Raw genomic sequence first — 12403 nt, 5'->3', positions numbered from 1 at the left:
AAGCCGAGTCAGCAGAATCGAGATCGGCGAACCAGTCTGCGAAAGCCTGGCACTAAACCACAGATAAGCCGCGAACAAGACGCGGCCACGTCAGGTTAGCAATCAACAGGAACCGAGATAGCTGTGACTCTCCTCACAGCAATGCCCAGTAATACCCGCATTTCACCAGCGATAGCAATGCAGACGAGCGGTAGCGATCAATCGAACGGATTGACATGCACATCAGGAAACTGGGGATCAGCACTGTCGCCGCGGCGGCAGCAATTACTTCATTCAGCCTATGGACCGCGGAAGCTTCTACTGATACTCCGCAGGCTGCGGCCGACGAACCAGGTTCTCTCGTGGAGGACTATTCGTACCCGGGTGCCGCCTTAATTCAGCAGAAGTACAACGTGGTCCTCACCTCCGGCGACGGACACATTGTTTTCGCCGACTGTGCGACCCCGCCCGACGGAAACGTCGGCGTGCTCCAGGTCCGTTCTACGGAAAACGTAGGCAAGGACGGGCTTGTCTGCTTCAAGGTTCTCGCGGCCACCGGACGCCTCGAGCTTCGGATTCCCGCGGTCTTCGAGATCCGCGGCGACGGCCGGGTCTCCGGCTCCGGCCACAAGATGAAGGCCGACCTCACCACCGACGCCGGCCAGCACTCGACGGTCGACGTCGCCGGTTACGGCAGCACCCCGGTCGGCATCGGCAGCAATCCGAACAACGCTCCCACCACGCTCCTCCAGCTCACGGTCAGCCCTTGAGCCAGCGAAAGGCCAGCACTCCGCCGGATCTCGACGGAAGAACGTCCGTGCCTCGAAAAACCCGCAGAATCCTGGCTCTCTCCGCCACTCTGGTCACCGGTGGCGCGCTCACCGCAGTCCCAGCGCACGCGATTTCCGGCGGTACTGTCGTGCCCTCCGGAACGTCGGGCTACCTTGCTCGCATCACGACGCCCACCAAAGCCTGCTCAGCCGCACTGATCGATCCGTCGTGGGTGATCACCTCGGCGAACTGCCTGACCGCGAGCGCCACCGGTGCTCCCACGGAGAACGCGACGGTGAGCGTCGGTGCGGTCGACGTCAGCACCGGAGCAGGGACGAACGCCAAGGTCGTCAAGGTGATCGGACGAAGCGACCGCGACGTCGCGCTGGCCAAACTCGACAAGCCCGCAACCGGGAGCACGCCGGTCGCGCTGGCCACGACCGCTCCGACGAGCGGGGAGACCCTCCAACTGGCCGGGTTTGGCCGTACCGCGACCGAATGGGTGCCTGCCCGGCCGTCCGTCGCCTCGTTCGCTGTCTCGTCGGTGAACGCCACCGAGGTGGCGGTGACCTCGGCCAGCGGCTCGGACACCTGCCTCGGCGACGCTGGCGGCCCCGCCTTGCGCACGGCGGGCGACAAGGTCGAGGTCGTGGCGGTCAACAGCCGGTCCTGGCAGCACGGTTGTCTCGCGGTCACCGAAACCCAGCAGGGCGACACCGAAGCCCGGGTCGACGACCTCGCCGACTGGGTCCGGCAGAACACCGTCCCGACGCCGGTGAGCTGCCCGAACGGCGCGGTCGTCTGGGACGACATGGCAGACGGCAGCCTGTGGCGGCACATCCACAATGGACCGGTGAACGGCACAGCGAGCTGGACCGAACCGACCAAATCGAGCGGCAACGGCTGGTTCGGGCGACCGGTCGCGGGCAAGAACGGCGCGATGTGGGACGTCCACCGTTCGTACGGCGCGGGCGATCCGTACGGCGACGGCGTGCTCAAGCTCTGGAAGTGGGACGGCGCGAACCTGACCGGCGGCAAGGCGGTCGGCGACGGCTGGGCCCGGTACCTCACGCCGGAGTTCAAGAATCGCATCACCGTCGACCAGTCCGGTCGCATTTTCATGGTCAACGACCAGGGCGAGCTGCGCGCCTACTTTTGGGACGACGCTGCCAACAAGTGGGGCGACGGCAACGGCCAGCTCGTCGACACCGGCTGGACGAAGTACGACTCGATCACCGCTGCCGGCGACGGCGTGCTCTACGCCCGGACGCCGAACGGCAATCTGTACCGCTTCCAGTACGACTTCGGCGCGGCGAAGTGGACTCAGCGGGAGAAGCTGGTTGGCACCGGATGGAATATCTTCAGCGGCATCTTCTCGCCTGGAGCTGACATCCTGTACGGCCGCGGGGCCTACGGTCCGGGCCCGTGGGACGGCAAGGACGGCCCGGTTCTGCGCTGGTACCGATACTCCGCGAACACCGACACCTGGCTGCCGGTAGGCACCAGCGGCACGAGCGTCGGTTCCGGTTGGAACACCGACCTCCACGCGACGGCCGCACCGGACTCGTGCCGGCTCGTTCCGTGAGCTGAGCTCTCTTTCAACGACTGAGGGGGCCACCCGAACCCGGGCGGCCCCCTCAGTACGCGAGAACTCAGGCGGCGTCGACCGGAACCGGCCGCCGGGCCGCCATCTTCGCGCCCAGCGCGGCGAAACCGGCTGTGAGCAGGTCCGCCACGGTGAACATGACCCGCGACGCCACCGCGAACGCCGTCGCCTGGCCGACCGTCAGTCCGCTTGCCGTGAGAACCGCGACCTGCGCGACCTCGCGGACGCCGACCCCGCTGGGCAAGATGAAGGCGAACGTGCCGACCGTCATCGCGACGGCCATCGCGCCCACGCACAGGATGAAACCGTTGAAGCCCGGCGCGCCGACCGAGTTTGCCAGCAGCCACAGGTGCACACCCTGCAGGGCCCACGCGCCGGTGGAGGCGCCGAACGCCTTGAGCACCACGCCCCAGCCCAGCGATTCGGCGAGCGGTGGACGGCGCAGGAGCTTCAGAACCAGCGACGTGCCCCAGGTCAGGATGCGCGGGTGCAGCAGCGCGAGACCGACCGGGATCAGCACGAACAGCCACATCGCGCGCGGGCTGTTGCTGAACACCGCCGGTGCCGCGAGCAGCGACACGACCAGCGCGGAAACCACGCTCACGCCCAGCTGGATCAGCGAGCCGGTGAAAATCCGGGCCCTCGCCAGGCCCGCCTTGCGGCCCAGTTCCATCTGCAGCAGGTAGGCCCACACCGAACCCGGCACGTATTTGCCGAGCGAGCCGACCAAGCAGATCTGCGCGCCGCGGGCGTAGCCGATCGGCTTGCCTAGGTGGTCGACCAGGACCTGCCAGCCCCAGGTGGACACCATGATCGCCAGGATCAGCGCCACCAGGCTCAGGGCCGAGGACTGCCAGGCGACGTCGGACAGCGTGTGCCAGAACTCGTCCCAGTTGGACGCCAGGCTCTTCGCCGCGAAGCCGATCACCAGGAGGATGGCGACCCAGCGCACGACGTCGAGCACCCGCGCCTTGGTGGACTTGGGGGCTTTTCCGGTGGTCGGGGCGTCCTCAGTGGACGGGGTGTCGTCCCCCGGGCTCTGCGTACGAACGGTCGTCACTGCCTCTCAGCTCCTCAGGCCTGTACCGTGACCAGCCGGCTGAACTCGGACAGCAGATCGTAGCCGTCCCAGACCCCGGCGAACGTGAGGGCCGAGCCGAAGGGCACGACCCGGTCCACCCCGCGTCCGCCGAGCGCCGTCACGAATCCGGTCAGTTCCTCGCGGGTGAACCCGAACTGGCTCACCGTCTGGTCCTTGCGCTGCACGATCGGCACCAGCTCGTCCAGCGACGCCACCGAGGCGTTCGCGAACGTGCCCGCGCCCAGCCATTCGCGCGGCATCACCGTGGCGTCGGCCAGCTCGAGCGTCGCCAGCGCGTTGCCGTCGAAGTGGATCGACGACACCAGACCGTCGACCGCCGCGCCGTACGCCGACACCCGCTTCTGCACGGCCATTGCCGGCTCGGTGACGTGCTGTTTCGCCGCCAGCACCGCGGCGAGCAACTCGCGGAACTCCTGTCCGGCGGCCTGCGCACCCGTCTCCTCGCCGACCCAGAACACCGCGCGCGGCGACGAGCAGGCGGCCTGGTCGAACCAGTACGAGTCGTTGTAGAAGCCCTCGGCGGCCGCTTTGCGCTGCTCCGGCGCTGCCTCCTGCCAGCCGCGCACCGACGCGATCGCGAACGACGAGCGGTCCGGGAAGGTGAGGTCCCGCGCGTGCGGGGCCAGCGGGTACTTCCGCAGCGCGGCCACGGAAGCGTCGCCGCCCCAGATCACCCGCAGGTCCGCGGCCAGCGACAACGCGCCGCTGATCTCGTCGCTGCGGTCGTAGGTGACCATGCGCTGGGTGGCGCGGATGGTCGCCGCGGTCTCCGGCGAGACGTCTTCCATCGCCGCGTTCAGCGCTTCCAGCACGGCTTCCGCCGCACCGGCCGAACGCGAAGACACGCGCACGACGTTGCTGTTGCCCGCCAACGCCGACAGCGCCCACGAGTACACGAAGATGGTGTCCACATTGGCCGGCGGCACGTGGAAAACGAGCCCGCGCGGGAACCGCAGCGAGTCACCGCTGGTTTCCAAAGTGGACAGTGACTTCGCGAGTTCTCCCTTGCGCAGGAAGAAACCCAGCGAGGCCAGCTCCGGGAAGCGCCGCGCCAGCGCGGGCGCGAGCAGCTTTCGCGCGAACTTGGTGACGAACTCGACCACCCGCGGGTCGCCGACCTTCAGCCGTCCGCCGGGCGGTTCCTCGCGCAGCTCGTCCAGCAGCGCACCGGCCGAAACCGAGTCGCCGAGCGGAAAACGCTGTTCCAAACCACTCACGCGGCAGCTCCCTGGAACGTGTCCGAGCACCCGCGGGCCTCGGCCTTCGGCAGCCTGCCCAGCACGGAGAAGTGCTTGCCCGGCCAGTCGCCGTCGTCGATTCCGTTGCAGACGCCCAGATCCTCGGTGAGCAGCACGTGTCCCGGATACGACCGCGGCAGCGTGCTCACCACCTCGATGACGCCCGGCTTGCCGACCGGCTGCTCTTCCCAGGTCTCCGGGTCGCGGATCACAACGTCGGCGAAATCGGGGCAGTACAGGGAGTTCCCGGAGGGGCCTTCGAGGAACACGGTGCCGATCTGCTCGATCATCCCGTAGTAGTTGTGAATCCGGGTGAGCCCGGTGTCCTCTTTGAACCGCCTGCGGAACTCGCTGTTGTCGACCGCGCGGTCGATCAGCTTCTTCCAGCCGCCGGAGTGGATGAGGATGCCGTTCGACAGGTCGAGCTTGTGCTCGCGGGCGACCTCGTAGAGGTACTGCCACACCATGAAGGTGAAGCCGAAGATCAGGAAGGGCTTGTCCCCGTACTCGGCGAGGAACTTCCGCACGGCCTCGACGTCCGGCTTGTCGTTCTCGTCCAGCACGTAGGTGTGCTTGCGGCCGAAGTTCGCCATGCCGAGCACGCCCGCGCCGCGCGCGGAGAACGAACGGCGGTTCTTGATGATGCCGATGGTGTCGACCATCAGCATCGGCAGCCGCTCGCCGCCCAGTACCTCCTGCAAGGTGGCACCGAGCTGCTTCGTCTGCGCGCCCGCCGCCTCCTTGTCCAGGTAGATCCGCGAGGCACCGGCCCCGGTGGTACCCGAGGACGTGAGGGTCTTGAAGACCTCGGCGTCCGGAATGGACTTCAGATCGTGCGTTTTGAACATCCGCACCGGCAGCCACGGCAGGTCGGCGATCGTGGCGAACGCCGCGTCCGGCGCGAAACCGAGCGAGGCGAGGATGCGCTCGTACCCGGCGGAGTTCGCCCGGTGGTGCGCGGTCAGCTCGGCGAGCTCAGGGAGCAGCGCCGCCTCTCGCTCCGCCTGCGAGCGCGTGAACACACTCATACCCGTCCTTCCAGCGACCGGTAGTCGATCTTCCCGCTGGCCAGCAGCGGCACTGTGTCGATCGGACGCACGTCGAACCCGCTGGCGTGCAGGTGCAGCCGCTCGGCCAGCGCCCGCGCCGCGTCCTTGCAGATCGCCTTCGCGCCGTCGCCCTCGGGCAGTTCGGCGAACAGCACGACCTTGTCGCCCGCGGGCACCGCGGCCACCACGTCGATGCCCACCGCCGCCGTGCGCACGGCCTGCTCCAGGTCGTCCAAGCTGACCCGGTTGCCGAACACCTTGCCGATCCGCTTGAGCCTGCCGGTGATGTACAGGTACCCCTCGTCGTCGAGGTACCCGAGATCCCCGGTGGCCAGCGTTCCGCCGTATTCGTCGCCCGCGCTCAGCTCTGCTTCGTCCTCGGCATAACCCATCATCACGTTAGGCCCACGGTAAAGGACCTCACCGACAATTTTGGGATGCGTGGTCTCCTCGCCGTCGTCGCGGCGGATGGCGAACGAACCGCCGGGCAGCGCCGGACCGGCCGAGCCGATCTTGTCCGCGAGCCGCTCGGCGGGCACCGTGGTCATGCGCGGGGACGCCTCGGTCTGGCCGTACATGACGTACATCCGGCCGCCGACCGCGAGCATCTTGTCGTTGAACTCGGCGACCAGCTCGTCCCGCAGCTTTCCCCCGGCCTGGGTGAGGGTGCGCAGGGTCGGGTACTTCGCCGGGTCGAATTTCAGCCGGCGCAGCATTTCGTAGTGATAGGGCACGCCGGACAGCGAAGTCACGCCGTATTCCTTCACCGAGTCCCAGAATCCGCGGCCAAGCACGCCAGAAGATTCGATAACCACAGTCGCACCACGCAAAAGGTGCGAATTCAGCACCGAAAGGCCGTAGCTGTAGTGCAGCGGCAGACAGGTCGGCGCGACCTCCTCCGCGTCGATCGCCAGCACCTGCGCGATGGCGTCGGCGTTGGCCAGCAGGCCCTGCCGGGACAGCCGGACGAGCTTCGGATTGCCGGTGGAACCGCTGGTCGGAAGCAGCACGGCGAGGTCGGGATGCGGGACGGCGCCGTCGGCGGCCGCGCGCACCCAGTGCCCGTCTTCGGCCCGGTAGCCCTCAGGCGCGTCCGCTTCGGGAGCGGCCAGCACCGCGGCGGGCCGGAACCGGGTGATCAGGCCTTCGAGCACCTCGGCGTCGAGCGCGGGGTCGATCAGCGCGATCGCCCGTCCCGCCTCGAACGCGCCGAGGTACCGCAGCACGCTGTCCAGGTCCAGCGACATCCGCGCGAACAGCACGCCGGGCGGGAGCTCCGCCAGCGCGGCCGCGGACTGCTCGACCTCCGCTGTCAGCTCGTCGCCCGCCAGCGTGCGGCCCCCGGCCACATCGACCAGCCGGGACCCTTCGCCAACCAGATTCACCGAACCTCCTCGCCCTCGCGAGCGCACTTCACAGCACCAAGCCGCCGTCGACGCCGAGCACCTGACCGGTCACGAACGACGCCTCGTCGCTCACCAGGAAGCGGATCGCCTTCGCCACGTCCTCGGCCGCACCGAGCCTGGCCAGCGGCGTGCGCGCGATGTTGTCCGCCTTCGCGTCCTCGGCGAGACCCGCGGTGAGATCGGTGTCGATCACGCCCGGCGCGACCGCGTTCACGCGGATGCCGGAGCGGCCGAGTTCCTTCGCCGCCGAACGCGCGATGTTCGCCACCGCCGCCTTTGACGCCGCGTACACCGTCTGACCAGCGCTTCCGTACTCGCCGACGATACTGGCCAGCACGACGATCGCGCCGGTCTTCTTCCGCATCATCGCCCTCGCGGCGGCCTGCACGGTGTGCAGCGTGCCGGCGACGTTGGTGCTCAGCGTGGTGTCGACCAGGTCTTCCTTGATCATGCCGAGGAGCGCGTCCTCCATGATCCCGGCATTGGCCACGACGATGTCGAGCTTGCCGTGTTCCTTCGCCACGCCGCGCACCAGCGTGGAGACCGCCTTCGCGTCGGTCACGTCGAGCGCAAGCCCGGCCGAAGCGCTGGCGGCGGCCGCGGCCTCCTTCGCGCGCGATTCGTCGCGACCGGTCAGCACCACGGTGGCCCCGGCCTCGGCCAGGGCCTTCGCCGTGGCGAGGCCGATCCCGCGAGTCCCGCCGGTGACGAGCGCGACGCGTCCGGACAGATCAGTCATTCTTCGACTTCAGCTCGGTCACCATGTCGACCGCGACCTTGAAGCTCGACATGTCGATCACCTGGTCGGTGTCGAACTCGACGTCGAACTCGTCCTCGATGGCGGCGACCAGCGCCATGTGGCCGACCGAGTCCCACGCCTCGATGTCGCGGTACTTGAGGTTCTCGACGTCAACGTCCCCGTCGAGGTCCAGCGCCTCGACGAAGACCTCTCGCAGCTTGGGGGCGATTTCCGACATTCACAGCTCCTAGTGTTCGTCGCGGGGGCGGGCGTCCCACGCCTTGACCACGGTAGAGAGGTCCCCGGGAAGGCGATCGGCCAGCCCGTCGTCCGGCAGTTCGCCCTTGCCCTTCAGCCACGGCGAGAGCGCCTCGATCATGGTCTCGTCGAGGCCGCGCCGGGACAGCCCGACCACATTGACGCCGGTCACCCTTGCCGGGTTGCCTACCGCGATCGTGAAAGCGCCCACTTCTCGGCGGACCGCCGAGCTCATCCCGACCATCGCGCCAGGCCCGATCACGACACGCTGGTGCAGCACAGTGCCCATGCCGAGGTTCGCGCCGTCCCAGATGTGGCAGTGCCCGCCAGTGATCACGTTCGATGCGACGGTGACGCCCGAGCCGACCAGGCAGTCGTGCGCGATGTGGCTGCCGCGCAGGTAGTAGCCGTCGCTGCCGAGAGTGGTGGTGCGCCAGGTGCCCTGGTGCACGCTGACGTACTCGCGGATGCGGTTGCGGTCGCCGATCACGACGCCGTAGCCGTCCTGGTCCGGATCACCGATCGGCGTTTCCTCCCAGGCCGCCGGATGCGGACGCCCGCGGTCCTCGCCCGGCGTGCCGATGGTCACGTGCGGTCCGATCCAGTTCCCGTCGCCGATGCGAGCCGGGCCGACGATGACCGTGTAAGGGCCGATGACGTTGCCTTCGCCCAGCTCCACGCCCTCGCCGACGACTGCCGTGGGGTGAATCCGGTTGGGTGCCGCAGGTGACACAGTCGGTGATCCGTTTCGTCGCTTCCGGCCTGGACGGCCTGGGGTCAAGGGCTGGCGGCGGCGCCCGGTAACGTGTGGCCCGCGTGCATGCAGGGTGGCCGGGCGCAGAACCGGCGGCTTTCCGGCCTCGCGGCCGGAGCGCCTAGCACTGTACCGGACGCATAGAAATCCCCAGCCGAGAGAGACTGCCGATGATCCCCATTACCGTGGTCGACGTCCGAGACGCGGAGGACCTGGTCGTCGAGGTGCTGCGATCCGGCGCCATCGCTCAGGGGCCGATGGTCAAGCGCTTCGAGGACGCTTTCGCGCAAGTCGCGGGCACGAAGCACGCCATCGCCGTGAACAACGGGACGACCGCGCTCGTCGCGTCGCTGCAGGCGCTGGACCTTCAGCCCGGGGACGAGGTGGTGACCTCGCCGTTCACCTTCGTCGCGACGCTGAACGCCATCCTGGAGGCGGGCGCGACCGTCCGGTTCGCCGACATCCGGCGCGACGACTTCGCGCTCGACCCCGACGCCGTCGCCGCCGCGGTCGGCCCGCGCACCAAGGTGCTGATGCCGGTCCACCTGTACGGCCAGACCGCGGACATGGGCAAGCTCGCGCCGCTCGCCGCCGAGCACGGGCTGCGGGTCATCGAGGACTCCGCGCAGGCCGTCGGCGCGTCTTTCGAGGGCAAGCAGGCCGGGTCGTACGGCATCGGCTGCTTCTCGCTGTACGCGACGAAGAACGTGACCACCGCCGAGGGCGGCGTGATCACCACGGACGACGACGCGCTGGCCGACAAGCTGCGCGTGATGCGCAACCAGGGCATGAAGGCCCGTTACCAGTACGAGATGGCCGGGCACAACTACCGGATGACCGACCTGCACGCCGCGGTCGGCATCCCGCAGCTGGAGAAGCTCGACCAGCTCACCGCGGCCCGCCAGGCCAACGCGAAGCGGCTGTCCGAGGGGCTCGCCGGCACGCCGGGTCTCGAAATTCCGCAGGTGCTGCCCGGCCGTGAGCACGTGTGGCACCAGTACACCGTGCTGGTCGGCCCGCACGCGATGCTCTCGCGCGAGGAATTCGCCTCCGCGCTGACCGAAAAGGGCATCGGCAATGGGATCTACTACCCGAAGATCGTCTTCGACTACGACTGCTACCGCGGGCACCCGCTGATCCCGGATGCTCGCGTCGAGGACTTCCCGGCGGCGTCCGCCGTTGCCGCGCAAGCACTTTCGCTGCCGGTGCACCCGCATCTGACCGAATCCCAACTGGACCGCATCATCGAGGCCGTTCGCGAGGTACTGGGCGCATGACACACCGCATCGCACTCGTCGGCACCGGCAACATGGGCTCGTTGCACGCGCGCGTCCTGTCGCAGAACGACCGGGTGGACCTGGCCCGCGTGATCGACCCGCGCGAGGAAGCGGGCCGCGCGGCCGCCGAACGCTACGAAACCCAGTGGACGCCGGAAATCGGCTCGCTGTCCGATGTGGACGCGGTAGTGCTCGCCTCGGCCACCGAGGTGCATTACGAGCTGGCGCAGGAGATTCTCGGCCAGGGCAAGCCGATGCTGGTCGAGAAGCCGGTGTGCGACAGCCTCGAGTTCTCGCAGGAAATCGTTGCCCTGTCGGCGAAGAAGGACGTCCCGCTGATGTGCGGGCTCCTGGAGCGCTACAACCCGGCCGTGATGACCGCACGGGCGCTGGTGAACGAACCGGTGCACCTGATGGCGCGCCGGCACGGCCCGTACGCGCCGCGGATCAAGACCGGCGTCGCGTGGGACCTGCTGGTGCACGACGTCGACCTGGCGATCCAGTTCTTCGGCGGGGCGACCCCGAGCCGGGTCACCTCCAGCGCGGGGTACTTCCACCCGCAGTCGGTCACCGGGGCCGAGGACACCATCGAGACGGTGCTGTCGTTCCCCGCCGGGCTGGCCACGGTGTCGGCTTCGCGGCTGGCGCAGCGCAAGGTCCGGTCGCTGATGGTGTCCGAACTGGACCGGATGATCGAGATCGACCTGCTGCGCCGCGATGTGACCATCTACCGGCACGTCTCACACGATTCGGTCACCCCGGACGGGCTCGGCTACCGGCAGCAGACCGTCATCGAGATCCCGGAACTGGTCACCGCGCGCGAACCGCTGGCGACCCAGCTGGACCGGTTCGTCGACCTGCTGGAGGGCAAGGTCGACGCGGACGTCGAGCGGGCATTGATCCTGCCCTCGCACGAGGTCGTGGCGCAGGTGCTGGCCGAAGCCGCCTGATTACCTGGTGAGGCGTTTGCCGTCCGCGGAGTAGGCGACCAGCGGGGTCGCGCTCTCCGCGGACGGTACGTCGTCCTGGTCGAACCAGAAGACGACCACGTCGGGATCCTCGCTCCAGCGCGCGGTGTGCGCCGGGATCGTGCGACCGTCCACTGTGGTCTCGATGCGCGCGGCCGGTCCGCTGAAGTAGCCGTACACCGGCACCCAGACATCGGACACGGTGGTGCCGCCCGAGGTGGCGTGGAAGCCGAAAGAGCGGTCCTTGCCTTCGGATTCGTTGGCGAGGTACAGCGGACGCAGGTCGCCGTCCGGCTCGTACAGGCTGGCCATCACTCCGAATTGGACAGTCGGAAGGTTGTCCGGATCGTCGATTTCCGTCGCGTAGAAGACAAGTTCCGCGCCGTCGGCGTAGGTGCCGGTGGAGATAACCTCGCCGAGCGGCCGGGATTCCGCCGACGTCGGGGCCGGGACCGAAGTCGACGAGGACACGTTCGTCACCATCGGCGGCGACGCGGCCGCGTGCACCTGCTCCGGCGCGCCGCCCGGCGACCGTAGCCAAGCCGCGCCGAAGACCACGGCTACCACAGCCAGCGCCGCCCCCGAGGAGGTCAGAAACCGCCGTCGACGCCGGATCCGCGCGCCGTCTTTGAAAATCCGGTCGAGATCGGGCTCCGCGAAGGGTTCCGCAGGCGCTTCCTGAAGCGCGGCGCGCAACCGGTCAAGTTCGTCAGTCACGCGCTCACCTCCCCGACCAGCGCTTCGCCGTCCACGCGCAACTTCGCCAGTGCACGGGAATTGGTGCTCTTGACCGTGCCGACCGACACGCCCAGTTCCTCGGCGACTTGGTGTTCCGGCAAATCGAAGAAATGCCGGAGAACGACCACGGCCCGCTCCTTCGCGGTGAGCCGGGCCAAGGCGCTGGAAAGCCATTCCCGATCGGCGACGGCGTGCGAAATGTCCGGCACCTTCGGCGGTTCCGGCATCTCCTCGGTGGCGTATTCGCGGATCGGGCGGCGCCAGATGTCAATGACGTGATTGGCGAGCACGCGCCGGGCGTAGGCGTACGGGTTCTTGCGCCGCACCCGGGGCCAGGCGGCGTAGGTACGGGTGAAGGCAGTCTGCGCGGCGTCCTCGGCCTGGTGGCGATCGCCGGTGAGCAGGTAGGCCGCGTGGGTGAGCCGGGCAGAACAGGACCGCACGAAGTCGGCGAACTCGTCGTCTCCGCGCACCATCCCCACCTCTGTTTCCTGGTTGCCTTGCGGTCCAGGTTACGG

At 68.4% G+C, this 12403-nt stretch carries 13 protein-coding genes; 4 read left to right on the top strand and 9 right to left on the bottom strand.

All coding sequences use genetic code 11. From position 1 onward, the window contains the following. Positions 1 to 341 precede the first annotated feature (341 nt). Both A4R44_RS10315 and A4R44_RS10310 read left to right on the top strand, forming a co-directional pair. Positions 342 to 749 carry a hypothetical protein gene (locus tag A4R44_RS10315; RefSeq protein ID WP_067578633.1) on the top strand — a complete coding sequence of 136 codons (408 nt, stop codon included), beginning with the start codon at positions 342 to 344 and terminating at the stop codon, positions 747 to 749. Positions 750 to 796: 47 nt separating this feature from the next. Next, a complete protein-coding gene (locus A4R44_RS10310) occupies positions 797 to 2335 on the top strand; it encodes a tachylectin-related carbohydrate-binding protein (RefSeq protein WP_157904847.1) in 1539 nt (512 codons plus the stop codon). 67 nt (positions 2336 to 2402) lie between these two features. Here the strand turns inward: A4R44_RS10310 and A4R44_RS10305 are convergent, their stop codons facing one another. Genes A4R44_RS10305 through A4R44_RS10275 form a run of 7 tightly spaced genes read right to left on the bottom strand, consistent with a single transcriptional unit; the run spans position 2403 to position 8881 of the window. Beyond that, the gene (locus A4R44_RS10305) at positions 2403 to 3416 is read right to left on the bottom strand and encodes a lysylphosphatidylglycerol synthase transmembrane domain-containing protein (protein ID WP_067578632.1); all 1014 of its coding nucleotides are present in this window, start codon (positions 3414 to 3416) and stop codon (positions 2403 to 2405) included. 14 nt (positions 3417 to 3430) lie between these two features. Then, the gene (locus tag A4R44_RS10300; protein WP_067578631.1) at positions 3431 to 4675 is read right to left on the bottom strand and encodes an acyl-CoA reductase; all 1245 of its coding nucleotides are present in this window, start codon (positions 4673 to 4675) and stop codon (positions 3431 to 3433) included. Continuing rightward, positions 4672 to 5724, bottom strand: a complete 1053-nt coding sequence (locus tag A4R44_RS10295) for an acyl-protein synthetase (protein WP_067578630.1) — start codon at positions 5722 to 5724, stop codon at positions 4672 to 4674. Before A4R44_RS10295 ends, A4R44_RS10300 begins: the two co-directional genes overlap by 4 nt. Continuing rightward, positions 5721 to 7130 (bottom strand): AMP-binding protein, encoded by a 1410-nt coding sequence (locus A4R44_RS10290; protein WP_067578628.1) that lies wholly within the window; start codon positions 7128 to 7130, stop codon positions 5721 to 5723. Before A4R44_RS10290 ends, A4R44_RS10295 begins: the two co-directional genes overlap by 4 nt. Positions 7131 to 7158: 28 nt before the next feature. Next, positions 7159 to 7890, bottom strand: a complete 732-nt coding sequence (locus A4R44_RS10285) for an SDR family NAD(P)-dependent oxidoreductase (protein ID WP_067578626.1) — start codon at positions 7888 to 7890, stop codon at positions 7159 to 7161. After that, positions 7883 to 8128: an acyl carrier protein gene (locus A4R44_RS10280; protein WP_067578624.1), complete on the bottom strand. Its 246-nt coding sequence runs from the start codon at positions 8126 to 8128 to the stop codon at positions 7883 to 7885. The genes A4R44_RS10285 and A4R44_RS10280 overlap by 8 nt, the downstream gene beginning before the upstream one ends. 9 nt (positions 8129 to 8137) lie before the next feature. Continuing rightward, positions 8138 to 8881, bottom strand: a complete 744-nt coding sequence (locus A4R44_RS10275; protein WP_067578622.1) for a UDP-N-acetylglucosamine acyltransferase — start codon at positions 8879 to 8881, stop codon at positions 8138 to 8140. A gap of 191 nt (positions 8882 to 9072) precedes the next feature. Here A4R44_RS10275 and A4R44_RS10270 point away from each other — a divergent pair, with 191 nt between their 5' ends. Both A4R44_RS10270 and A4R44_RS10265 read left to right on the top strand, forming a co-directional pair. Continuing rightward, positions 9073 to 10179: a DegT/DnrJ/EryC1/StrS aminotransferase family protein gene (locus A4R44_RS10270; protein ID WP_067578620.1), complete on the top strand. Its 1107-nt coding sequence runs from the start codon at positions 9073 to 9075 to the stop codon at positions 10177 to 10179. Then, positions 10176 to 11129, top strand: coding sequence for a Gfo/Idh/MocA family protein (locus A4R44_RS10265; RefSeq protein WP_067578618.1), 954 nt, complete (start codon positions 10176 to 10178; stop codon positions 11127 to 11129). The genes A4R44_RS10270 and A4R44_RS10265 overlap by 4 nt, the downstream gene beginning before the upstream one ends. Here A4R44_RS10265 and A4R44_RS10260 read toward each other — a convergent pair whose 3' ends face one another. Then, on the bottom strand, positions 11130 to 11864 hold the full coding sequence (locus A4R44_RS10260) for a hypothetical protein (RefSeq protein ID WP_067578615.1): 735 nt from the start codon (positions 11862 to 11864) through the stop codon (positions 11130 to 11132). It abuts the gene before it with no gap. After that, positions 11861 to 12361 carry a SigE family RNA polymerase sigma factor gene (locus A4R44_RS10255; protein ID WP_067578612.1) on the bottom strand — a complete coding sequence of 167 codons (501 nt, stop codon included), beginning with the start codon at positions 12359 to 12361 and terminating at the stop codon, positions 11861 to 11863. The genes A4R44_RS10260 and A4R44_RS10255 overlap by 4 nt, the downstream gene beginning before the upstream one ends. Positions 12362 to 12403 lie beyond the last annotated feature (42 nt).

It is taken from the genome of Amycolatopsis sp. M39, from assembly GCF_001651785.1.
Classification (GTDB): Bacteria; Actinomycetota; Actinomycetes; order Mycobacteriales; family Pseudonocardiaceae; genus Amycolatopsis; species Amycolatopsis rubida.
The sequence above is the reverse complement of the archived record's forward strand: the minus strand, read 5'-3'. Positions and strand labels throughout refer to the sequence as shown.

Bases quoted from the DNA above. Each gene is read 5' to 3' on its own strand.
- A4R44_RS10295 (WP_067578630.1), bottom strand. From the start codon at position 5,724: ATGAGTGTGTTCACGCGCTCGCAGGCGGAGCGAGAGGCGGCGCTGCTC.
- A4R44_RS10285 (WP_067578626.1), bottom strand. From the start codon at position 7,890: ATGACTGATCTGTCCGGACGCGTCGCGCTCGTCACCGGCGGGACTCGC.
- A4R44_RS10280 (WP_067578624.1), bottom strand. From the start codon at position 8,128: ATGTCGGAAATCGCCCCCAAGCTGCGAGAGGTCTTCGTCGAGGCGCTG.
- A4R44_RS10270 (WP_067578620.1), top strand. From the start codon at position 9,073: ATGATCCCCATTACCGTGGTCGACGTCCGAGACGCGGAGGACCTGGTC.
- A4R44_RS10265 (WP_067578618.1), top strand. From the start codon at position 10,176: ATGACACACCGCATCGCACTCGTCGGCACCGGCAACATGGGCTCGTTG.
- A4R44_RS10255 (WP_067578612.1), bottom strand. From the start codon at position 12,361: ATGGTGCGCGGAGACGACGAGTTCGCCGACTTCGTGCGGTCCTGTTCT.